This is a genomic window from Pseudotabrizicola alkalilacus (assembly GCF_003443995.1).
Classification (GTDB): Bacteria; Pseudomonadota; Alphaproteobacteria; order Rhodobacterales; family Rhodobacteraceae; genus Pseudotabrizicola; species Pseudotabrizicola alkalilacus.
The window spans coordinates 1-22,033 of sequence record NZ_QWEY01000010.1; the positions used below are offsets into that span (position 1 = coordinate 1).

Annotated in this window: 18 protein-coding genes; 9 read left to right on the plus strand and 9 right to left on the minus strand. The window is 63.4% G+C overall.

The genetic code is table 11. The annotated features are described in order from the left end of the window. Positions 1-261 precede the first annotated feature (261 nt). Entirely contained in the window at positions 262-2,013 is a 1,752-nt protein-coding gene (locus tag D1012_RS16220; RefSeq protein ID WP_118154684.1) for a SulP family inorganic anion transporter, read from the plus strand. On the opposite strand, the gene D1012_RS16225 is transcribed toward D1012_RS16220, so the two are convergent. Then, positions 2,010-3,167, minus strand: a complete 1,158-nt coding sequence (locus D1012_RS16225; protein WP_118154687.1) for an NAD(P)/FAD-dependent oxidoreductase — start codon at positions 3,165-3,167, stop codon at positions 2,010-2,012. The genes D1012_RS16220 and D1012_RS16225 overlap by 4 nt on opposite strands. Before the next feature lie 110 nt (positions 3,168-3,277). Between D1012_RS16225 and D1012_RS16230 the strand changes: the two genes are divergently transcribed. Then, complete coding sequence (locus D1012_RS16230; RefSeq protein WP_158569378.1) at positions 3,278-4,060, plus strand: helix-turn-helix transcriptional regulator; 783 nt, start codon at positions 3,278-3,280, stop codon at positions 4,058-4,060. A 377-nt stretch (positions 4,061-4,437) separates the two neighbouring features. Here D1012_RS16230 and tsf read toward each other — a convergent pair whose 3' ends face one another. Together tsf and rpsB are read right to left on the minus strand one after the other, a co-directional pair. Further along, a complete protein-coding gene (tsf, locus tag D1012_RS16235; RefSeq protein ID WP_118155152.1) occupies positions 4,438-5,346 on the minus strand; it encodes a translation elongation factor Ts in 909 nt (302 codons plus the stop codon). 77 nt (positions 5,347-5,423) lie between these two features. After that, the gene (gene rpsB / locus D1012_RS16240) at positions 5,424-6,191 is read right to left on the minus strand and encodes a 30S ribosomal protein S2 (RefSeq protein ID WP_118154693.1); all 768 of its coding nucleotides are present in this window, start codon (positions 6,189-6,191) and stop codon (positions 5,424-5,426) included. Between the two features lie 200 nt (positions 6,192-6,391). Here rpsB and D1012_RS16245 point away from each other — a divergent pair, with 200 nt between their 5' ends. Beyond that, entirely contained in the window at positions 6,392-7,420 is a 1,029-nt protein-coding gene (locus D1012_RS16245) for a patatin-like phospholipase family protein (RefSeq protein WP_118154696.1), read from the plus strand. On the opposite strand, the gene D1012_RS16250 is transcribed toward D1012_RS16245, so the two are convergent. The 4 genes from D1012_RS16250 to D1012_RS16265 all read right to left on the minus strand — a co-directional run bounded on the left by D1012_RS16250 (position 7,409) and on the right by D1012_RS16265 (position 10,880). Further along, positions 7,409-8,128, minus strand: a complete 720-nt coding sequence (locus D1012_RS16250) for a DUF502 domain-containing protein (protein WP_118154698.1) — start codon at positions 8,126-8,128, stop codon at positions 7,409-7,411. The two genes, D1012_RS16245 and D1012_RS16250, sit on opposite strands and share 12 nt — an antisense overlap. Before the next feature lie 88 nt (positions 8,129-8,216). After that, positions 8,217-9,143 carry a pseudouridine-5'-phosphate glycosidase gene (locus D1012_RS16255; protein ID WP_435530929.1) on the minus strand — a complete coding sequence of 309 codons (927 nt, stop codon included), beginning with the start codon at positions 9,141-9,143 and terminating at the stop codon, positions 8,217-8,219. Beyond that, on the minus strand, positions 9,140-10,027 hold the full coding sequence (locus D1012_RS16260) for a PfkB family carbohydrate kinase (RefSeq protein ID WP_118154701.1): 888 nt from the start codon (positions 10,025-10,027) through the stop codon (positions 9,140-9,142). Before D1012_RS16260 ends, D1012_RS16255 begins: the two co-directional genes overlap by 4 nt. Before the next feature lie 79 nt (positions 10,028-10,106). Beyond that, the gene (locus tag D1012_RS16265) at positions 10,107-10,880 is read right to left on the minus strand and encodes a 3-hydroxybutyrate dehydrogenase (protein ID WP_118154704.1); all 774 of its coding nucleotides are present in this window, start codon (positions 10,878-10,880) and stop codon (positions 10,107-10,109) included. A gap of 267 nt (positions 10,881-11,147) precedes the next feature. Between D1012_RS16265 and D1012_RS16270 the strand changes: the two genes are divergently transcribed. The 5 genes from D1012_RS16270 (at position 11,148) to D1012_RS16290 (ending at position 16,763) form a co-directional block, all read left to right on the plus strand. Further along, entirely contained in the window at positions 11,148-12,974 is a 1,827-nt protein-coding gene (locus tag D1012_RS16270) for an extracellular solute-binding protein (RefSeq protein ID WP_435530930.1), read from the plus strand. Between the two features lie 21 nt (positions 12,975-12,995). Further along, on the plus strand, positions 12,996-13,121 hold the full coding sequence (locus D1012_RS16275; protein WP_118154712.1) for an entericidin: 126 nt from the start codon (positions 12,996-12,998) through the stop codon (positions 13,119-13,121). Between the two features lie 210 nt (positions 13,122-13,331). Beyond that, the gene (locus tag D1012_RS16280) at positions 13,332-14,849 is read left to right on the plus strand and encodes a class I adenylate-forming enzyme family protein (RefSeq protein ID WP_118154715.1); all 1,518 of its coding nucleotides are present in this window, start codon (positions 13,332-13,334) and stop codon (positions 14,847-14,849) included. After that, complete coding sequence (locus tag D1012_RS16285) at positions 14,846-15,493, plus strand: DsbA family oxidoreductase (RefSeq protein WP_118154718.1); 648 nt, start codon at positions 14,846-14,848, stop codon at positions 15,491-15,493. The genes D1012_RS16280 and D1012_RS16285 overlap by 4 nt, the downstream gene beginning before the upstream one ends. A gap of 55 nt (positions 15,494-15,548) precedes the next feature. Then, a complete protein-coding gene (locus D1012_RS16290) occupies positions 15,549-16,763 on the plus strand; it encodes a multidrug effflux MFS transporter (RefSeq protein WP_118154721.1) in 1,215 nt (404 codons plus the stop codon). Positions 16,764-16,842: 79 nt separating this feature from the next. On the opposite strand, the gene mfd is transcribed toward D1012_RS16290, so the two are convergent. Both mfd and D1012_RS16300 read right to left on the minus strand, forming a co-directional pair. Then, positions 16,843-20,298 carry a transcription-repair coupling factor gene (gene mfd / locus D1012_RS16295; RefSeq protein WP_118154725.1) on the minus strand — a complete coding sequence of 1,152 codons (3,456 nt, stop codon included), beginning with the start codon at positions 20,296-20,298 and terminating at the stop codon, positions 16,843-16,845. 57 nt (positions 20,299-20,355) lie between these two features. Next, complete coding sequence (locus D1012_RS16300) at positions 20,356-20,976, minus strand: component of SufBCD complex (RefSeq protein WP_233517155.1); 621 nt, start codon at positions 20,974-20,976, stop codon at positions 20,356-20,358. On the opposite strand from D1012_RS16300, the gene hemB reads away from it, so the two are divergent. After that, positions 20,975-21,982 (plus strand): porphobilinogen synthase, encoded by a 1,008-nt coding sequence (hemB, locus tag D1012_RS16305; protein ID WP_118154728.1) that lies wholly within the window; start codon positions 20,975-20,977, stop codon positions 21,980-21,982. The genes D1012_RS16300 and hemB overlap by 2 nt on opposite strands. Positions 21,983-22,033: the final 51 nt, after the last annotated feature.

Below are 22,033 nucleotides of genomic sequence, written 5' to 3' on the forward strand. Positions count from 1 at the left end.
CCGCCCAAGCTCGCGCTCGCTCATCATGACCCATCCCATGTGCATCCTCCAAAGCGCCAAGCTGGCAACACAGGGAGGGTGACACTTTAACTTTGCTCACATGGGACATTTCTACTTTGCGCCTACATATATTAAGCCTATAATCAGTATTATGTAATGTAATCGCACTGTCTGCCACAACGCTAGCCCGGCGCGCCGTTATATTCATAACTTGCTATGTATTCGCGTCTTCCCTATGTATGCGTCAAAGCGGAGCGTGTGATGAGACGATATTTCCCGATCCTTGAATGGCTTGCGGTCTATGACAAGCCAACCTTTGGCGCTGATCTGCTGGCGGCGCTGATCGTGACGATCATGCTGATCCCGCAATCCCTGGCCTATGCGCTGCTGGCCGGTCTGCCGGCCGAGGTTGGGCTTTATGCCTCGATCGCGCCCTTGCTGCTGTACGCGGTGTTTGGCACCTCGCGCACGCTGGCGGTTGGGCCGGTGGCGGTGGTCAGCCTGATGACGGCGGCGGCGGTCGGTCAGATCGCGGCACAAGGCACGGCGGAGTATCTGGGTGCTGCCATTGCCATGGCGGTTCTGTCCGGTCTGATGCTGCTGGGCATGGGCCTGTTGCGGCTGGGGTTCATTGCCAACTTTCTCAGCCATCCGGTGATCTCGGGGTTCATCAGTGCGTCGGCGGTCCTGATCGCCGTGGGCCAGCTTCCCGGCATCCTTGGCATTGCCGCGCCGGGCCATACGCTGGTGGCGGTGGTGACCGGCATCCTGAGCGGCATCAGCGGGCTGAACCCGTTCACGCTGCTGCTTGGCGGCTTTGCGCTTGGCTTTTTGTGGTGGGCGCGTACGCGGCTGAAAGCAGTGCTGCTGCGCGCGGGCGTCAGGCCCGGTCTGGCCACAGTGATCGTGCGGGCGGCCCCCGTGCTGGCGGTGGCGCTGACCACGCTGGCCACCTGGGGCTTTGGGCTGGCCGCGCATGGTGTGGCGGTGGTGGGCGACATTCCGACCGGCCTACCGATGCCCGCGCTGCCACCGCTGGACCCGGCGCTGTGGCAGGCGATCCTGCTGCCCGCTGCGCTGATCTCGTTGGTGGGATATGTGGAGACCGTGTCGGTGGCGCAGACCCTCGCGGCGAAACGGCGGCAAAGGATTGATCCGGATCAGGAGTTGGTGGCACTGGGGGCCGCCAATATCGGCGCCGGGCTGTCGGGCGGCTTTCCGGTGACGGGTGGCTTTGCGCGGTCGGTGGTGAATTTTGATGCCGGGGCGCAGACTCCGGCGGCGGGTGCGTTTACCGCCCTTGCCATGGCGCTGGCGACGCTGTTTCTGACCCCCCTGCTCAGCCATCTGCCAAAGGCCACGCTGGCCGCAACCATTATCGTCGCTGTGCTGGGGCTGGTCGATCTGGCCGCAATCCGGCGGGTCTGGGCGTCGAACCGCGCCGATTTTGCCGCCATGGCGGTGACGATCCTGCTGACGCTGCTGGTCGGTGTCGAGGCGGGCATCGCCGCCGGTGTGGCGCTGTCGATCCTGCTGCATCTGTACCGCACCTCACAACCGCATGTGGCGGTGATCGGTCAGGTGCAAGGCACCGAGCATTTCCGCAACGTGCGCCGCCATACCGTGACAACCGTGCCCGATGTGCTGGCCCTGCGCATCGACGAGGCGCTGTATTTCCCCAACGCGCGGTTTCTGGAAGATACCCTTCTGGGCGCCATTGCCGAAGACAAGGCGATCCGCCACGTCGTGCTCAACTGTGTGGCGGTCAATGACATCGACAGCAGCGCGGTCGAGAGTCTGGAGGCGATCAACACGCGCCTGCACGATGCCGGGGTGCAACTGCATCTGGCCGAGGTCAAGGGCCCGGTGATGGACCGCCTGTTGCGCACCCATCTGCTGCACGACCTGACCGGCACTGTCTATCTGACCATGTATGACGCCATGCTGGCGCTCGCCCCAAAGGCCGCGCGCGATTGCCGTGCCCTGCCCCGCTGCGAGACCGCAAAGCCCTAGACCACGGCAAGCTCACGAAAGGCGCGGCCCTCGATCATCCGACCCACCGACAGATCGCTCAGATCCAGCGTCTGCCAGCTGCCGGTCAGGATCTGTTCGGCAATGCCGCGCCCGACCGCAGGCGATTGCTGCAAGCCGTGGCCGGAAAAGCCGTTGCAGAGCAACAGGTTAGGCACTTCGGGATGTGGCCCGAGAATGGCGTTCTGATCCAGCGTGTTATAGGCGTAATGCCCGACCCAGTGCCGCATGACTTTTACCGCGTCAAACCCAGGTGCGCGGGCATAGAGCTGTTCCCAGATCATCTGTTCGAACAGATGCAGATCCGGCTCGAAATCATCCGCCGCGCATGGGCCATCATCCTGCGGCACGGTCGCGGTGATCCAGTGGTTTTGCTCGGGCCGCAGATAGAACCCGGCATCGACAAGCAAGGGCGCGTCCGGGTGGCGGGCATTGGGCGCGTCGATCACGAAAACCGTGCGCTTGCGCGGCTCCACCGCCAGATCGAGCCCCGCCATCTGGCACACCTCTGCCGCGCGGGTGCCGGCGGCGTTGACGGCATGCGTGCAGGCCACCTCCCCCGTCCGCTCCAGCACCACGCCCGCCACCTGTCCGCCGGCCATCCGCAAGCCTGTTACCCGGTCGGTGACAAAGCGCGCGCCTTGGGCCTTTGCCATCGCGCGAAAGCCCGACATCAGGCCCATGTTGTCAAACCAGCCCTCTCCCGTCGGGCCAAAACTGCCCGCGCTCAGATCGCCCACCTCCAGCCAGGGAAACCGTGCCTTGATCTGCTCGGGCGTCCACACTTCGGTCGCGGCCCCATGACCGCGCTGCATCTGCGCCACATCGTGCAGGGTTGCCGCGCCCTCGGTGCTTTGCGCCAGAAACAGATAGCCTTGCTCCTTCAACCCCAGATCCAGACCCATCCGGGCCTTGAAGTCGCGGATGAACTGCAGGCCAAAGCGCGAGATTTCGACATTGACCGCCGTGGTAAACTGCTGCCGGATCGAGGCCACCGACAGCGCGGTCGAGGCGCGGGCAAAACTGGGGTCCTGCTCCACCACCAGCACCTCCAGACCGGGCTGCATCAGGGTTAGCCAATAGGCTACCGAAGACCCCATCACCGCTCCGCCGATCACGACCACATCTGCCCGCATCACTTGCCCTTTTCAGAATCACGGAAGTTTGACCAAACGGTCATCCGGGGTTAGAACACAGTCAGGGATAAGGACAAGACGCCATCAATGGCACAACGATGGGGAATGGTATGACGGCAGTTCTGCCGCTGATTTCGCGTATGGCCGAGGCCGCTACGGTCGAGGAGGTCTGGGATCTGGCATCCGCCTTTTTCGGCAGTCTGGGCTTTGGTCGCGCCAATTATGGCTTCACGCGGTTTTTGTATATGCGCAATGTCGGTGACCCCGATGACGCGATTTTTCTGACCACCGGCAATGCCGATTACGCCCGGTTCTACTTTCAGAACGGGTTCTATGCCCGTACCCCGGTCTATCGCTGGGCGGTGTCCAATGTCGGGGCCTGTACGTGGAAATGGGTGAAAGACGCGTTCGAGGCCGGCCAACTGACCCCCGAAGAGATGGATGCCGTGCGGCAGAACTTTGCCATCGGGGTCGTCGCCGGGGTTTCGGTCAGCTTTCCCGAAACCACCACCCGGTCAAAAGGCGCGCTGGGGCTGATCGCCGACCCCGGTATCAGTCCGGATCAGGTTGAGGCGATCTGGGAGAGGCACCGCGACGAAATTCTCGCCGTTGCCCACCTCATGCACCTCAAGATCATCACCCTGCCCCAGCCAAAGGCCAAGCGCAGCCTGACCGAGCGTCAGCGTCAGGCGCTGGAATGGGTGGCCGATGGCAAGACCACGCAGGATGTCGCCATGTTGATGGAGGTTTCCGCCGCCATGGTGGAAAAGCACCTGCGTCTGGCGCGTGAGGCGCTGCAGGTCGAGACCACCACGCAAGCTGTTGCAAAAGCTTCACTTTTGAACATGATTTTCCAGCGTGTTCCCAAGGCTCCGATGGTAGGGAAATCCTGACTTACCCTGCGTCATGTTCGGGTGCATTGTCCCCTTGTTCCATGAGTGGTCGCCTTCGGGCAAATGGAACGGCAGGCTGCAGACGGTGCATTCCCACCGGCCTGATGCCTGTTTCAGTATCGTCCGGTGGGAATCCCCTGCTCTCCGGGCCTTAACCCTGCGGCCTGGGCAAATTTCTGGCCCGATCTGCAGTTAGTGTCGCTGGCGCCCTGTCCTCATCCCCAGAAGGTGTGGTGCTTGCAATAGACGGTGCGTCCCTTGGGGATGCACCGTTTTTTCATATCTGACGTTGTGTGTCCGCATCTCTGTCTTGCAGTGCGCCATGAAAAAGGGCGGCCCCGAAAGGCCGCCCTGGTTCCGTCTGCTTTAGGCTGAAATCAGCCCTGAACCATTTTCGCCACTTCAGCAGCGAAATCCTCTTCTTTTTTCTCAATGCCTTCGCCGACAGCCACACGGGCATAGCCGGTGATCTCAACGCCGGCTTCTTTGGCGGCCTGTTCGACCGTCAGATCCGGATTGATGACAAAGGCCTGACCCAGCAGGGTGTTTTCTGCCAGATACTTCTTCATCCGGCCCGGAATGATGTTGTTGGTGATCACCTGTTCCGGCTTTGGCTTGGCCGAGGTCGCGTTTTCTTCCAGTGCCTTGGCGGTCTGCACGGTCAGCTCGCGCTCGATCAGTGCCGGATCCATCGTGGCTTCCGACAGCGACAGCGGTGCAGTGGCGGCGATGTGCATCGCGAATTGCTTGCCAATGGCCTGTGCCTTGTCAGCCGGGCCGTTCAGCGCAACCAAGACGCCGATCTTGCCCATGCCATCCGCCGCCGCGTTGTGGACATAGGACACAACCGTGCTGCCTTCGAGCAGGTGCATCCGGCGGAAGGTCATGTTCTCGCCGATACGGGCGATCGATTCCTGAATCACATCATCCACGGTCTTGCCGTTCAGATGCGCGGCCTTCACCACTTCGACCGAGTCGCCGGTGGTCAGCGCCACATTGGCAACATCACGCACCAGCGCCTGGAAATCGGCGTTCTTGGCCACAAAGTCGGTTTCCGAGTTGATCTCGACAGCCACACCGCGGCCATCGGTCACCGCCACGCCGACCAGACCTTCGGCAGCCACGCGGTCGGCCTTTTTGGCGGCTTTCGCCAGGCCCTTGGTGCGCAGCCAGTCCACAGCGGCGTCCATGTCGCCGTTGCTTTCGGTCAGGGCTTTTTTCACGTCCATCATGCCTGCGCCGGTGGATTCGCGCAGTTCTTTCACCATTGCAGCGGTGATTGTCATGGTCAGTCTCCCGAATTCCATAAAATGGGGTTGGCGGGGGTTATCCCCCCGCCATGTCACAAATTGACGACAGCCAATCAGGCTTCGGCAGCGACGGCTTCTTCCACGGGCGCATCTTCCAGCGCACCGAGGTCAACACCAGCAGCCCCCATCTGGGCCGACATGCCGTCAAGCGCTGCACGGGCGATCAGCTCGCAATACAGAGCAATGGCACGGGCCGCATCGTCGTTGCCGGGGATCACGTAATCCACGCCTTTGGGCGAGCAGTTGGTGTCAACCACGGCCACAACCGGGATGCCCAGCTTTTTGGCCTCCAGGATCGCCAGGTCTTCTTTGCCCACGTCGATGATGAAGATCAGGTCAGGCGTGCCGCCCATTTCGCGGATGCCGCCCAAGCTGGCCTGCAGCTTGGACTGGTCGCGTTCCATGCCAAGACGTTCTTTCTTGGTCAGACCTTCGGCGCCGGCAGCCAGCTGCTCGTCGATCTGCTTCAGACGCTGGATCGACATGGAAATGGTTTTCCAGTTGGTCAGCGTGCCACCCAGCCAGCGGTGGTTCATGTAGAACTGCGCGCAACGCTCTGCGGCTTCAGCAATCGGCTTTTGCGCCTGACGCTTGGTGCCGACGAACAGGATGCGGCCGCCTTTGGCAACCGTGTCACGCACGACTTTCAGCGCCTGATCCAGCATCGGAACAGTCTGCGTCAGGTCGAGGATGTGAATCCCGTTGCGGTCGCCGTAGATGTATTCGCCCATCTTCGGGTTCCAGCGTTGCGTCTGGTGACCGTAGTGAACGCCAGCTTCAAGCAGCTGACGCATGGTAAATTCTGGGAGCGCCATGTCCATATATCCTTTTCCGGTTTGCGCCTCGGCAAGTGTTCTCAGGGTTTCCCCCAACCGGTGGACCAGACAGGATTTCTCCCCGCCATGGCCCGCACCTGCCTGTGAAGTGGCGTGTCGTTACCCCTATCCCCGGTGAATGGCAAGCGCGAACCTTGCGCTGCACCGCAGAAACACTAGTTTGAACGGCAACAAGGAGAACACAATTGACCAAAGCCCAGCCCACCCGGATCAACCTGGCCCTGCAAGGCGGCGGCGCGCATGGGGCGTTCACCTGGGGCGTACTCGACCGGCTGCTGGAGGAAGACAACATCGAGATTGCCGCGATTTCCGGCACCTCGGCGGGCGCACTGAACGCGGCAGCCCTCAAGGCGGGCATGATCAGCGGCGGGCGCAAGGGCGCAATGGCGTCTTTGGCCAAGCTGTGGCGCGATGTGGCGCGGGTGTCCGATCTGCGCATCCCCGAATGGATGCAGCCGATGGTCCCCGGGTTCGAGGCGCTGGGGCAGTTTGCGATGTCGATGTCGCCATTCTCGCCCGCGGGCATGGCCGCGCAGGTCTACACCCCCTATGCTTGGGGGCCGATGTGGCGCAACCCGCTGGAGCGGATCGTGCGGCGGCTGGATTTCAGCCAGGTCTGCGCCAATGAGGGCCCGCGCCTGTTCATCGGGGCGACTCGGGTTGATACCGGGCGCATCCGCATTTTTTCCGGCGACGAAATCACCCCAAAGGCGCTGATGGCCTCGGCCTGCCTGCCGACGGTGTTTCAGGCGGTGGAAATCGACGGTCACGCCTATTGGGATGGCGGCTATGCCGGCAATCCGGCGATGTTCCCGCTGTATCAGCCAGATTTGCCCGATGATGTTCTGATCGTGTCGATCAACCCCATGCTGCGCGAAGGCGTGCCGAAAACGCCGATCGACATTCAGAACCGGGTCAATGAAATCAGCTTCAACTCGGCGCTGCTGGGTGAATTGCGCGCCGTGCATTTCGTGCGCCGCCTGCTGCGCGACGGGCGGCTGGAAAGCGGCACGATGAAGGCGATCCGTACCCATCTGGTCAGCGATGATGCGCTGATGACAGAAATGACCGGGGCCACGAAAATGTCGCCCACGCCCACGCTGATTGCGCGGCTGCGGGCTGCGGGCCATGCGGCCACAGACGGGTTTCTGGAGGCACATGGCAAAAAGCTGGGACACGAGGCCAGCTTTGATCTGCGCACGCTATTTGGCTGACGGGTTGCTCACCGGCACCCCGGCGGCATCCTTGCCATTGGGGTAGACCAGCCCGGCCGAGATGATCAGCTTGGCCGCGTCTTCCACCTTCATATCCAGAAACACCACATCGGCCTCGGGCACGTAAAGCAAAAACCCGGAGGTCGGGTTGGGTGTGGTCGGCAGGAACACCGAGATCACATTCATATAGCCCTCGTGGTTCAGCTTGGCCTGCACCTCACCCTTGGCGCGGGTCGAAACAAAACCGATGGCCCAGATATGTTCCTTTGGGTATTGCACCAGACAGGCCCGCTCAAAACTGGCTTCGTTCTGGGAAAACACGGTTTCGGCAATCTGCTTCAACCCGTTGTAGATCGAGCGCACGATCGGCATCCGGTCGACCAGACCCTCGGCCCAGACCAGAAACTTGCGCCCGATAAAGCCCTTGCCGATCCAGCCCACCAGAATGGTAAAGATCAGGAACACCACCACCCCGACCCCGCGCACCGGGATCGTCGCCTCGGAGCCAAACACTTGCCGCACCAGAACGTCCGGCTTCCACGGACCGGGGATCAGCGGCAGGATCCAGCCGTCGATCCAGCCCACCACCGTCCAGATCAGATAGATCGTGAGGCCAATGGGCAGAACCACCACAAGGCCGGTCAGAAAGGACGAACGCAGCCCCGCAAGCAGGCTGCGCCGTTTGGTCGGGTGTATTGGTTCTGACATGATCCCTCGCTGGTCGCGCCATAGTTAGGGAGCGGCCCGCCCCGGCACAATGGGCTGATGCTGTCAGACCACCGCACCAACACGAAATTTATGCGACAGTCCCGGCTCTTGCCACCATTTCGCGTGCAATCGCCGCCCCCAGCCGTGCGTTGTTCAGAACAAGGGCGATATTGGCGGTCAGAGAGCGGCCTTCGGTCATTTCATACATCCGGTCCAGCAGATAGGGCGTCACCGCCTTGGCGCTGATCCCCTCTGCCTCGGCCTGATGCAGCGCACGCTCGATGACCGGGGTGATCTCATGGCTGGCAATCTCGGCCTCCACCGGGATCGGGTTGGCCACCAGCTGTCCGCCGGGCAGGCCAAGGGCGGTACGCAGGATCTGCGCGGCGGCAATGTCGCCCGCTGTATCCATCCGCAGTGGCGCCTTCAGACCGGATGAGCGCGACCAGAACGCCGGAAACTCATCCTGCCCGAAAGCGATCACCGGCACGCCATGGGTTTCCAGCACCTCCAGCGTTTTGGGCAAGTCCAGAATCGCCTTGGCGCCCGCTGCCACCACCGTTACCGGGGTCGCTGCCAGCTCCATCAGATCGGCAGAGATATCAAAGGTGGTTTCCGCCCCGCGATGCACCCCGCCGATGCCGCCGGTGGCAAAGACCGAAATCCCCGCCAGATGCGCGCAGATCATCGTTGCCGCCACCGTGGTCGCGCCGATGCCGCCCGTGGCAAGGCACGCCGCCAGATCGGCGCGGCTCAGTTTGGCCACATCCTGCGCCTGCCCCAGCCGGTCCAGCTCATCCGCCGTCAGACCGATGTGAATCTGACCGTCCATGATGGCGATGGTCGCAGGCACCGCGCCATGCTTGCGGATCTCATCCTCGACCGCCCGCGCAGTTTCCACATTCTGCGGAAACGGCATGCCATGGGTGATGATGGTTGATTCCAGTGCCACGATGGCCGCGCCAGTGGCGCGCGCTTGTGCCACTTCGGGCGAGAATGTCAGCGGTAGCATCATGATCCGATATCTCCAGAAACATAGTCAGCAGCAGCGCGCAGCGCCGCCTCCAAAGCCTGCGCGCGCGGCTCCCCGCGCGCTTCGGCCACGATATGCGCGGCCATGAAGGTGTCGCCGGCGCCCGTCACCCGTGTGACCAGCACCTGCGGCGGCCGCCCGGTGATCACACCTTGCCCCGCCGTCCCCATGGCTGCGTCGCGCCCGCCATCGGTCACCAGCACACGCGCCGCGCCCCGCGCCAGCAAGGCCTCTGCTGCCTCCGCCGCACTTTCATAGCGGCCTTTGGCGATCAGCCCGGCTTCCTCAAGGTTAACATAAAGTGTCGCACTCGGATGCCCCAACAGCGGCAACAACCGTTCTGCCTTGCCGGGGCTGGCCGGGGCCACCCGCAGATCGGCCTGTGCAAACAGCGGCGAACGCGCAATGTCGGAAATCAGCGCCTCGGTCAGATTGCCATCCAGCGCGATCAGACCGGCATAGGGCTGGGCCACAGACCCCAGCGCGCCATCGCCAAGCGCGCGCAGAATCTTGTCGCCCGCCATTTCCAGCGAATGCGCATCGGCAATCGCCGCAATCAACCCGTTCGCCCCCTCAATCGCCATATAGCGGTCGGTCGGCAGATCATCCGAGCGGTAGACATGTGAGCAGTCCAGCCCCATCCGCAGACAGGCCGCGATCAGCTCGTCGCCCTCTGCATCGCGCCCCACCGCCGTCAGCAGCGCCGGCCGCAGGCCAAAGCGGGTCAGGGTCATCGCGATGTTCATCGCAACCCCTCCCGGCAACCGGGTGATCCGCCCCGGCACATCCGACCCCAGCCGCAACGATGCGGGCGCGCGGCCGATGATGTCCCACAGCACCGACCCTATGCACAGAATGTCGCTCATCAAGCCCCGCACTTCTGAGGGGCAAGCCCCACACCTTTGAGGGGCAAGGCCCCAAACTGGGGGCCTTGATGGCGCGGCGTTACAGCGCCGTCCAGCCCCCATCGACCGAAATCGTGGTCCCGGTGATCTGTGCCGCCGCGTCTGATGCCAGAAATACCGCCGTCCCGCCGATCTGTTCGACCGTGGCAAACTCCCGGCTCGGCTGACGCTCCAGCATCACCTGTTTGATCACCGTCTCGCGGTCCATGTTGTGCTTTTTCATCTGATCGGGGATCTGCGCCTCGACCAGCGGCGTCAGCACATAGCCGGGGCAGATCGCATTGGCGGTGATCCCCTGCCCGGCACATTCCAGCGCGGTGACCTTGGTAAAGCCCACCACCCCGTGCTTGGCCGCCACATAGGCCGACTTGTAGGGGCTGGCGGTCAGACCATGGGCGGAGGCGACGTTGATCACCCGGCCCCAACCCTTTTCGCGCATCATCGGCAACGCCACTGCAGTGGTGTGAAACGCCGAGCTCAGGTTGATCGCCAGAATCGCATCCCACTTGTCGACCGGAAACTCCTCGATCGCCGCCACATGCTGAATCCCGGCATTGTTGACCAGAATATCGCAGGCCCCCGCTTCGGTAATCAACCGGCGGCAGTCATCGCCCTTAGACATATCAGCGGCGATGTAGCGCACCTTTACCCCATGCCGTGCCGCCAAGGCCCCGGCCAGCGCGTGATCTTCCTCGCGGTCGGTGAAACTGTTGATCACGACATCGGCACCGGCCCGCGCCAGCTCCTCGGCGACACCGAGGCCAATCCCGGAATTCGATCCGGTCACGATGGCGGTCTTGCCCATCAGGATCATGGTCTTCCCCTTTGCTGCATTTGCGACAGGTTACATGCTGCAAACGCGAATGACAGGGGGCCCCGTTCCCGCAACGCCAAAAAAAAACGCCGGCCTGAGCCGGCGTTAAGTTATTGAGGCAGGTTTCATACAGGCAAGAAACCTATCGAGCAGTAGGACTTATATACGCCGCCTTGCGCCGATGGCCAAGTTAAAAGTTTGAAAAGGCTCACAAGCCGCCGTAGCCTGCACACCAAGAAACCAAGGCCACGGGGGATTGTTGCCGGAATGGGACGTCATTTTTTCTACATCAGACAGGGATTTGCGGCTGCCGTTTTGCTCGCGATCACCGCTGCTCCCGCGCTTTCACAGCTGGGTGATTCTCCGGCGCATGGCATAGCTATGTATGGCGAGCCTGCCTTGCCCCCGGATTTTGTGTCCCTGCCCCACGCCAACCCCGATGCGCCAAAGGGCGGGCGCATCGTGTTCGGCGAGTCCGGCAGCTTTGACTCGATGAACCCGTTCATCCTCAAGGGCCGCGCCCCGGCGGCTGTGGCGAGCCTCACGGTCGAGACCTTGATGGGCCGCTCTTACGACGAACCCTTCTCGATGTACGGCCTTCTGGCCGAATCGATCACCACCGACGCGGCCCGGACCTACGCAGAATTTACCCTGCGTGAAGAGGCCCGATTCTCTGACGGCACCCCCGTCACTGTCGAAGACGTGGTCTGGTCGTTCGAAACCCTCGGCACCCTCGGCAACCCGCGCTACCACACCGCCTGGAACAAGATCGCGAAATCCGAGGTCACCGGCCCGCGTTCGGTCCGCTTTACCTTCAACGCCCAAGACCGCGAATTGCCGCTGATCCTCGGCCTGCGCCCGATCCTGCAAAAGGCGCAATGGGAGGGCAAGGTGTTCGAGGAAAGCACACTCACTGCCCCGATCGGCTCCGGCCCCTATATCGTGGGCGGGTTCGACACCGGGCGCTATGTCAGCTTCAAAAAGAACCCCGACTGGTGGGGCAAGGATCTGCCCTTCAACGAGGGCCAGCACAACTTTGACGAGGTACGCTTTGACTACTTCGGCGATGGCGGCGTGGTGTTCGAGGCGTTCAAGGGCGGGCTGATCACCTCCTTTCGCGAAACCAACCCGGCGAAATGGGCCAACAGCTATAACTGGCCCGAGGTGGCCTCCGGCACGATTGTCAAAACCGAAGTCCCGCACCAGCGCCCCTCGGGGATCGAGGGCTTTGTGATGAACACCCGCCGCGCCCTGTTCACCGACTGGCGCGTGCGCGAGGCGATGATCCTGGCTTTCAACTTCGAACTGGTGAACCAGACCCTGAACGGCGGGGTCACCCCACGTATCCAGTCCTATTTCGGCAACTCGCCGCTGGGTTTCACCCCCGGCACCCCGGCGACGGGCCGCGTGCTGGAGTTGCTGGAGCCGTTCCGCGCCGACCTGCCCCCCGGCGCGTTGGATGGCTATGCCGTACCCACCGGCGACGGAACCGAGGCGAACCGCCGCAACATCCGCGCCGCCACCACTCTGCTGGCCGAAGCAGGCTACACCATCGACGCAGGCGTGCTCAAAGACCCGGCAGGCGCGCCTGTCAGCTTCGAGATCCTGCTGGTCAATGGCGCGCGCGACATGATCTCTGCTGCCGAAATCTATGTCGAAAGCCTCAAACGCCTTGGCATCGCCGCCCGCGTGACCACGGTGGACAACGCGCAATATATCGAGCGCACAAACGCCTATGCCTTCGACATGACCCATTACATCCGCTCGCTGTCGCTGTCGCCCGGCAACGAACAGACGCTTTACTGGGGATCGGCAGGGGTGACGGAACCCGGCACCCGCAACTGGATGGGCATGAACAGCCCCGCCGCCGAAGCCATGATCGACACCATGCTGAACGCCCCCGATCAGGAAACCTTTGCCGCCGCCACACAGGCGCTTGACCGTGTGCTGACCACGGGTAGATATGTCGTGCCGATGTGGTATTCCGATGTCTCGCGGCTGGCGCACAGAAAGGAACTCAAGTTCCCCGAGCGCCCGCCGCTTTATGGCGACTGGATCGGCTATCAGCCAGAACTCTGGTGGTATGAGCAGTAAAAGCAAGAAACGGGCAGACACATGCGTAAACTTTCCCTGATGGCGGCCACCGCCGCCCTGATCGCCCTGACGGGCTGCGCCACGGTGGATGGCATTGGCCGCGACATCTCCGGCGGCGCCAACCGCGTCGCGGGCTGGGTCGGCTGAGGCGGTCATGGCCGTTCTGCACAGCCGGGCCCTGATGAAACCCTTGCAAAGATGAGTATTTGGAAAGCAGCAATGCAGGGAGCGTGCCCCTTGGGATTGCTGCTTTGAAAATACTCCCGCCGGAGGCGTCTGTTCTTTCCTCCCGCAGCCGCAGGGATTCGGACAGGGTTTCAGATTGCACCGGCGCGCGCGGCGGATTAGGCAAGACCCATGCTGTCCATCCTTGACACCGGCCCCGCCCCGACCGTGCCTTCGCCGTTCAACATGGCGCAGCATGTACTGGCGCGCTCTGCTGCGCGCTGGCCTGACAAGACCGCCCTGCAGATTGTAACGCCTTCGAGGGCAGAGACCTGGCGCTATGATCAGCTTCTGGCGGCGGTGCTGGGCTGTGCCACCGGCCTGCAGGCGCGCGGGCTGCACCCCGGCGACCGCATCCTGATGCGGCTGGGCAGTCAGGTGGAGTTTCCGATCCTGTTTCTGGGCGCGTTGGCCGCAGGCATGGTGCCGGTGGCGACCTCGTCGCAGCTGACCACCGCCGAGATCACGCCGATGGCCGCGCGCATCGCCCCCCGGCTGATCGTCGCCAGCCCCGGCGTGGCCCTGCCCCAGGGGCAGTCCTGTCCGGTGCTGGATGACGCCGACATCCGCGCGATGGAGGGCCTGCCGCCTGCGCCCTTTCACATGGGCGATCCTGACCGCCCGGGCTATATCATCTTTACCTCCGGCACCTCTGGCACGCCGATGGCGGTGGTCCATGCGCACCGCGCCATCATCGCGCGCGGCATGATGCATGGCGGGTGGGAGGGGCTGACCGCAGCCGACCGCCTGCTGCATGCCGGGGCGTTCAACTGGACCTATACGCTCGGTACCGGGTTGATGGACCCGTGGACGGTGGGCGCCACCGCCCTGATCCCCGGCGCGGGCGTGCCGGCAACGCAGCTCGCCAGCCTGTTGCAGCAGTATGGGGCCACCATCTTCGCCGCCGCTCCGGGCGTCTACCGCCAGATGCTGCGCGCGGCCTTGCCGGCCTTGCCGCATCTGCGCCATGGCCTGTCGGCGGGAGAAAAGCTGAGCCATGAGGTGCGCGCGGGCTGGACCGAAGCCACCGGCACGCCGCTGTGCGAGGCGCTGGGGATGTCGGAAATCTCGACCTTCATCTCCGAATCCCCGTCTTTGCCCGCCCCCGGGGGCGCCACCGGCTTTGCCCAGACCGGGCGGCGGATCGCAGCACTTGGCCCCGAGCTCGCGCCCGTGCCGCGCGGCACCCCCGGCCAGCTTGCCATCGACCGCCGCGATCCCGGCCTGATGCTGGGCTATCTCGACGCGCCCGAGACCACCGCCGCCCGGATGACCGCAGAGTGGTTCCTGACCGGCGATTCCATTATGATCGGCGATCAGGGCGCCGTCACCTATCTGGGCCGCGACGATGACCAGATGAACGCGGGCGGCTACCGCGTCAGCCCGGTCGAGGTCGAGGCGGCAATGGCCCGCTTCCCCGGCTTGGCTGAGGCCGCCGTGACCGAGGTGGAGGTCAAACCCGGCGTCACTGTCATTGCCTGTTTCTACACCGCTACAACGCCGCTGGACGATGCAGCGCTGACCGCCCATGCTGAAACCCATCTGGCGCGCTATAAACAGCCGCGCCTGTTCCACCACCTGCCCGCCCTGCCGCGCGGCGCCAATGCCAAACTCAACCGCCGCGCGCTGCGCGCTCTGAGGCCCGAATGATCAAACTCGACATCTTTTCCGACCCGGTCTGCCCGTGGTGCTATATCGGCAAGGCCAACCTTGACCGCGCGCTGGAATCCGCCCCCGACCATCCGTTTGACATCGAATGGCACCCGTTCCAGCTCAACCCCGGCATGCCTGCCGAAGGCGTTGACCGCGCCGAGTATCTGGAGGCCAAGTTCGGCGGCAAGGCCAAAGCGGTGGAAATCTACGCCCGTGTCGAACAGGCCGCCCGCGACGCCGGGCTGGAGATCGACTTTTCGACCATTCCCCGTATGCCCAACACGCTGAACGCGCATCGCCTGATCCACTGGGCGGGGCTGGAGGGGCGGCAGACCGCCATCGTCTCTGCTCTGTTCCGCGCCTATTGGCGCGAGGGGCGCGACATCGGCGATGCCGCCATCCTGACCGACATCGCCGAGGCCGCCGGGATGGACCGCGCCCTGACCGAGCGCCTGCTCGCCACCGATGAGGATACCGAGGCGTTGCGCGCCCGCGACATCCACGCCCGCCAGCGGGGGGTGACCGGGGTGCCCTGCTTCATCATTGGCAATCAATATGTGGTCTCCGGCGCACAGCCGCCGCAGGTCTGGGCGGATGTGCTGGCGGAACTGCGCGGCAGCGCACAGAGCACAGGCAGCTAGAGCCATGGTCGCCCGCCCGCGCGCATGCTAGCGAAGCGCGGAAAGGAGACCCCCGATGTCTCACGCCTCCCCCCAACAGCGCGCGCTTGGTCAGACCGAGTTCATCGCGCTCATCGCCATGTTGTTTGCCACCATCGCGTTTTCCATCGACGCGATGTTGCCCGCCCTGCCCGAAATTGCCGCCGAACTCAGCCCTGATGCGCCCAACAACGCGCAACTGATCCTGACCAGCTTTGTCTTTGGCATGGGGATCGGCACCCTGTTTGCCGGGCCGCTGTCTGACAGTTATGGCCGCAAGACGGTGATTGTCGGCGGCGCGCTGCTGTATTGTGGCGGCGCTTTGCTGGCCTATATCGCGCCCACGCTGGAAACCATGCTGCTGGCACGGGTGCTGCAAGGCCTGGGCGCAGCCGGCCCGCGTGTGGTGTCGCTGGCGCTGGTGCGTGATGTGCATTCCGGGCCGCGGATGGCGCGGATCGTCAGCTTTGCGATGATGATCTTTACGCTGGTCCCTGCCATCGCCCCGCTGCTTGGCCAATACATCATGGCGGGCTTTGGCTGGCGCAGCATTTTTCTGGCTTTCCTTTTATTCTCCGTGGTTTCTGTCCTGTGGCTCACCTTGCGCCAGCCCGAGACGCTGGCCCGCGCCGACCGTCGCCCGTTTCGCGCAGCCCCACTTTGGGCCGCGCTCAAAGAAGTGCTGTCCATGCGCAGCATCCGTCTGTCGATCCTCGCGCAAACCCTTGGCTTTGCGGCATTGTTCGGCACACTCTCCTCCACCCAGCAGCTGTTTGACCAGACCTATGGCCGTGCCGAAAGCTTTCCGCTGTACTTTGCACTGATCGCGGTGGTCTCCGGTTCGTCTTCGCTCCTGAATGCCTCACTGGTGATGCGTCTGGGCATGCGCCGGCTGGTCCGGGTGTCGTTTGCCACGCAGATGCTGGTGTCAGCCGCTTTCGTGATTGCCTTCACACTCAACCTCTGGCCCGCGCCCGAGGTGCTGCCGGTGGAGTTCTTTGCCTATCTGATCTGGACCATCGGCGTGTTCTTCATGGTCGGCATGACCATCGGCAACCTCAACGCCATGGCGCTGGAGCCGGTGGGCCATATCGCGGGCATGGCGGCAAGCGTTGTGGGCGCACTGTCAACTGTGTTTTCCGTGATACTGGCCGCGCCCGTGGGTCTGGCCTTCAACGGCACCCCGTTGCCGTTGATGATCGGCGTGACCCTGTTCACCGGGTTGGCTTACGCAGTGGTGCGCAGGCTGTAGACAGCCCACCCGCAAAAAGCGCCTCCCTCCCCCCTCGTGGGGGAGGGTTGGGGTGGGGGGGCGCTGTCGCCAGCCGCCCTTACCCCTTTGGCCGGACAAGTTTTTCCGCCAGATCCCGGGCGATGGCAAAGGCACCCTTGATCCGGTCGGCCTCTGACTTCCAGTCGCGCAGCAGCACAATCTTGGTGCCCTGCACCTTTGCCCCCACGCCTTCGGCCTTGATGAAATCGACCAGCCCGGCCGGGTTGGCGAATTTGTCGTTGTGAAACTGGATCGTGGCGCCCTTCGGCCCGGCGTCAATGCGCGAAATCCCGGCGCGTTTCGCCATCGCCTTGATCCGCACGATCAGCATCAGCGTGTTGACCTCTTTCGGCAGCGGCCCGAAGCGATCGATCAGCTCGGCGGCAAAGCCTTCCAACTCCACCTTGGTCGCCAGACCGGACAGGCGGCGGTACAGCCCCAGCCGCACATCCAGATCGACCACGTAATCTTCGGGGATCATCACCGGCAGGCCCAGGTTCAGCTGCGGTGACCATGCATCATCAATCGGCGCCAAGCCATTGATCTCACCTGATTTGATCTTGGCAATCGTCTCTTCCAGCATCTGCTGGTACAGCTCATAGCCGACTTCCATGATATGGCCTGACTGTTCCTCACCCAGCAGATTGCCCGCGCCGCGCAGGTCAAGGTCATGGCTGGCCAGGTTGAACCCCGCGCCCAGATTGTCGAGGCTGCCCAACAGCTTGAGCCGCTTTTGCGCCTGCGGTGTCAGCGGGCTGCGTGGTTTGGTGGTCAGGTAGCAATAGGCCCGCGTCTTGCTCCGCCCGACCCGGCCCCGGATCTGATACAACTGGCTAAGACCGAACATGTCGCCGCGATGGATGATCATTGTGTTCGCGGTCGGAATATCCAGCCCCGATTCCACAATCGTCGTCGCCAGCAGCACGTCATATTTGCCATCGTAGAACTGGTTCATCCGGTCATCCAGATCACCCGCCGCCAGCTGGCCATGGGCGATCACGTAACTCACCTCCGGCACATGGGTTTTCAGGAAATCCTCGATCTCGGGCAGGTCGGAAATGCGCGGCACCACATAAAACGACTGCCCGCCCCGGAACCGCTCCCGCAGCAGCGCCTCGCGGATGGTGACCGAGTCAAACTCGGACACGTACGTGCGGATCGCCAGCCGGTCCACCGGCGGTGTCGCGATGATCGACAGATCCCGCACCCCGGTCAGCGACAGCTGCAAGGTGCGCGGAATCGGCGTCGCGGTCAGCGTCAGGACGTGGATTTCCGAGCGCATTTCCTTGAGCCGTTCCTTGTGGCCCACGCCGAAATGCTGTTCTTCATCAATGACCAGCAGGCCGAGGTTCTTGAACTTCACCCCCTTGGCCAGCAGCGCATGGGTGCCGACCACGATATCGACAGTGCCATCGGTCAGCGCGGCCCTTGTGGCATTCGCATCCTTTGCACTCACAAAGCGCGACAAGGGTTTGACAGAAATCGGAAATCCGCGAAACCGCTCGGCAAAGCTGCGGTAATGCTGGCGCGCCAGCAGCGTGGTCGGACAGATCACCGCGACCTGCATCCCCGCCATGGCGGCGACAAAGGCCGCGCGCATCGCCACTTCGGTCTTGCCAAAGCCCACATCGCCGACCACCAGCCTGTCCATCGGGCTGCCCTTTTCCAAGTCGGCCACCACATCGGCAATCGCCGCCAGCTGGTCATCGGTCTCCTGATAGGGAAAACGCGCGGCAAACGCCTCCCATATGCTGTGCGGGGCCTCCAGAATCGGCGCATGGCGCAGCGCGCGTTCCGCCGCGATCCGCATCAGCCGGTCGGCAATCTCCTTGATCCGCTCTTTCAGCTTGGCCTTTTTCGCCTGCCAGGCCCCGCCGCCCAGACGGTCCAGCAGACCCTCTTCATGGCCGTAACGCGACAGCAGTTCAATATTCTCGACCGGCAGGTAAAGCTTTGCGCTGTCAGCATATTCCAGCGCCACGCAAGCATGCGGTGCCCCCAGCGCCGTGATCGTCTCCAGCCCCAGATAGCGGCCGACGCCATGTTCGACATGCACCACCAGATCGCCCGGCGTCAGCGTGTCGACCTCACGCAGGAAGTTGTCAGCCTTGCGCTTGCGCCGGGGTTTGCCGACCATCCGGTCGCCCAGCACATCCTGTTCCGAAATCACCGCCAGACCGGGGGCAGTAAAGCCCTGCTCCAGCGCCCAGACCAGCAGGAACATCCCGCCGCACCCCTCGGGCACATCGCGGAAATCCTTGATGCGCTTGGCGTCGCGCACGCCCTGATCCTGCAACAACCCTTCAAGCCGTTCGCGCGCGCCTTCGGACCAGCTGGCAATCACCACCTGATTGTCCTGACGCAAGACACGAAGATGATCAGATAAAGCACCGAAAAGGCTTACAGATTCCATCTGACGCTCTGGCGCGAAATTCCGCCCCTGCCGCCCGCCCGCATCCAGAACACCCGGACCGGGGCTTTGCGGATAGGGTGACAGCTGCACCACCCGGTGCGCGGCCACCGCCGCCTCCCACGCGGCATCATCCAGATACAACAGGCCCGGTGCCGCGGGCTTGTAGACTGTATCCAGCCGCCCCTTCACGCTCATCGCGTCGCGCCGGGAATCGTAGGCATCATCAATGCCTTCCCACCGTGACAGCCGCATCGGGGTGACCTGATCATCCAGCATCACGCTCGCATCCGGCAGGTAGTCGAACAGCGTCTCCAGCCGGTCATGGAACAGGCCCAGCCAATGCTCCATCCCCTGATGCTTGCGCCCCGCACTCACCGCCTCATAGAGCGGATCATCCGCGCCACCGACGCCGAATTCGATGCGATAGGCCTGCCGGAACCGGGTGATCGAGGCCTCGTCCAGAATGACCTCGGACACCGGCGACAGATCCACCGCCGTCAGCTTTTCCACCGTGCGCTGGGTGACCGGATCAAAGCGGCGCAAGCCATCGAGCACATCGCCAAAGAAATCGAGCCGCACCGGGCCGGGATGCCCCGGCGGGTAAATGTCGATGATCCCGCCGCGCAGCGCGTAATCACCAGCCTCTGCCACGGTGGAAACCGGCGAAAACCCCATCCGCGACAAAAAGCCCTTCAGATGGGCCTCATCCACCCGCTTGCCGACCTGCGCGGTAAAGCTGCTGGCCTGCACCGTGGCACGCGCGGGCACCCGCTGGGTTGCCGCGTTCACCGTGGTCAGCAGCACAAACGGCCCCGGCACCCCGGCAGAAAGCGCCGCCAGTGTCGCCATCCGCCGCGCGGCAATATCGGGATTGGGCGACACCCGGTCATAAGGCAGGCAATCCCAGGCCGGGAAATCCAGCACCACCGCCTGCGGGGCCAGCACCGAAAGTGCTGTCCGCATCGCCTCCATCCGCTTGTCATCGCGGGCGACATGGATCACCGGCACACCGCGCGACAGTTCCCGTGCCAGCAGGCGGGCGTCAAAGCCTTCGGGCGCGCCGCCCAGCACGATACGGTCAGGAGAGGATGTCTTGCTCATGGCGTCCTTACCTACGCCCCGCAGCCCGCCCGTCAAGGGCAGGCCGCAGAGCAAATCTTATGTGATGTTGTGATACATGCCAAACAGGGCAGTCACGAAAATCGCAATCATCCCGATCAGTTGCACCACAAACCTGTGACGCATCAACAGCCGCACCAGCGCCGCCCCCTCGGGGGCATCCGTCTCTACCCGCAGCGCCAGCCGCAGGGTCAGGTAGCCGACCAGCACCATCGGCGCGACCATGCACAGCACCGCCTGCGCGAATTCCACCTGATACAGCACCGACAGCAACACCAGAATGGTCAGCATAAAGAACACGATGCCGATCAGCCACAACCCGCCGTTGCGCGAGATATAGAGCATCCGCCGCGCGTTGATCCGCGCCAGCATCGCCAGATCCTCTGCCGCGCCTTCGCCGTATCTACGGGCGCGGTTGATCATGTCAAACGGCACGCCCAGCACCCAATGGCTGACCGAAGACCACAGCACCGCGAGCGCGATCCAGTACCACAGGCTGGAAAACGACCGCATGTCGATCAACAGGAAGATCAGCGAATACCATTCCAAAACGGTCGCACCTTTTGCCGGATTTTGCGCGCAAGGCTTGCAGCGCCGCGCCTTTCCATGGCAGGCAAGAGCCAAAGCTGCAAGCCCCTGACCAGATGCGAGCCCTGCCATGCGCCTGACCGTTGCCCCCACACCCACCCTGCGCTTTCGCCGGTTGCGCAAATCCGCGGCCCTGCGCGCGCTGGCGCAGGAACACACGCTGTCGGTCAATGACCTGATCTGGCCGGTGTTCGTGCGCGACGGGACCAACCTGCGCGAACCCATCGCCTCGATGCCGGGGGTCGAGCGGCTGAGCGTGGATCAGGTGGTGAAAGCAGCGGAAGAAGCGGCGGGCCTTGGCATTCCGGCGATCTGCCTGTTCCCCTATACTGACCCCGCGAAAAAGACTGCTGGTTGCGAAGAGGCGTGGAACCCAGACAACCTCGCCAACCGCGCCATCCGCGCGATCAAGGCGGCCGTGCCGGAGATTGCGGTGATGACCGATGTCGCGCTTGATCCCTATAACGCGCATGGCCATGACGGGCTGGTGCAGGATGGCATCATCCTGAACGACGAGACGGTGGAGGCGCTGGTGAAGATGTCGCTGGCCCAGGCCGAGGCCGGGGCCGACATTTTGGGCCCGTCAGACATGATGGATGGCCGCATCGGCGCGATGCGCGCGGCGCTTGAGGGTGCGGGGTACAAGGATGTGGCGATCATGTCCTATGCCGCAAAATACGCGAGCGCCTATTACGGCCCGTTCCGCGATGCGGTGGGGGCCAGCGGCGCATTGAAAGGCGACAAGAAGACCTATCAGATGAACCCGGCCAACAGCGACGAGGCGCTGCGCCTGATCGAGCGTGATCTGACCGAAGGCGCCGATATGGTGATGGTGAAACCGGGGATGCCCTATCTCGACATCATCCACCGGGTGAAAACCACCTTTGGCGCGCCGACCTATGCCTATCAGGTCTCGGGCGAATACGCGATGATCCGGGCCGCTGCGCTGAATGGCTGGATCGACGGCGACCGGGTGATGCTGGAAAGCCTGATGGCGTTTCGCCGGGCCGGATGTGACGGGGTGCTGACCTATTTCGCCCCGCAGGCCGCCCGCGCGATCCGCGCCGGGCAGGTCTGACCCGGTCGCAGCCTCGGCAATCTGCCGCCGGACCCCCTATCTGCGCATGAC

Coding starts and splice junctions, on each gene's coding strand:
- D1012_RS16220 (WP_118154684.1), top strand. CDS start 262: ATGAGACGATATTTCCCGATCCTTGAATGGCTTGCGGTCTATGACAAG.
- D1012_RS16225 (WP_118154687.1), bottom strand. CDS start 3,167: ATGCGGGCAGATGTGGTCGTGATCGGCGGAGCGGTGATGGGGTCTTCG.
- D1012_RS16230 (WP_158569378.1), top strand. CDS start 3,278: ATGACGGCAGTTCTGCCGCTGATTTCGCGTATGGCCGAGGCCGCTACG.
- tsf (WP_118155152.1), bottom strand. CDS start 5,346: ATGACAATCACCGCTGCAATGGTGAAAGAACTGCGCGAATCCACCGGC.
- rpsB (WP_118154693.1), bottom strand. CDS start 6,191: ATGGACATGGCGCTCCCAGAATTTACCATGCGTCAGCTGCTTGAAGCT.
- D1012_RS16250 (WP_118154698.1), bottom strand. CDS start 8,128: ATGTCAGAACCAATACACCCGACCAAACGGCGCAGCCTGCTTGCGGGG.
- D1012_RS16255 (WP_435530929.1), bottom strand. CDS start 9,143: ATGATGCTACCGCTGACATTCTCGCCCGAAGTGGCACAAGCGCGCGCC.
- D1012_RS16260 (WP_118154701.1), bottom strand. CDS start 10,027: ATGAGCGACATTCTGTGCATAGGGTCGGTGCTGTGGGACATCATCGGC.
- D1012_RS16265 (WP_118154704.1), bottom strand. CDS start 10,880: ATGATCCTGATGGGCAAGACCGCCATCGTGACCGGATCGAATTCCGGG.
- D1012_RS16270 (WP_435530930.1), top strand. CDS start 11,148: ATGGGACGTCATTTTTTCTACATCAGACAGGGATTTGCGGCTGCCGTT.
- D1012_RS16275 (WP_118154712.1), top strand. CDS start 12,996: ATGCGTAAACTTTCCCTGATGGCGGCCACCGCCGCCCTGATCGCCCTG.
- D1012_RS16280 (WP_118154715.1), top strand. CDS start 13,332: ATGCTGTCCATCCTTGACACCGGCCCCGCCCCGACCGTGCCTTCGCCG.
- D1012_RS16285 (WP_118154718.1), top strand. CDS start 14,846: ATGATCAAACTCGACATCTTTTCCGACCCGGTCTGCCCGTGGTGCTAT.
- D1012_RS16290 (WP_118154721.1), top strand. CDS start 15,549: ATGTCTCACGCCTCCCCCCAACAGCGCGCGCTTGGTCAGACCGAGTTC.
- mfd (WP_118154725.1), bottom strand. CDS start 20,298: ATGAGCAAGACATCCTCTCCTGACCGTATCGTGCTGGGCGGCGCGCCC.
- hemB (WP_118154728.1), top strand. CDS start 20,975: ATGCGCCTGACCGTTGCCCCCACACCCACCCTGCGCTTTCGCCGGTTG.
- D1012_RS16300 (WP_233517155.1), bottom strand. CDS start 20,976: ATGGCAGGGCTCGCATCTGGTCAGGGGCTTGCAGCTTTGGCTCTTGCC.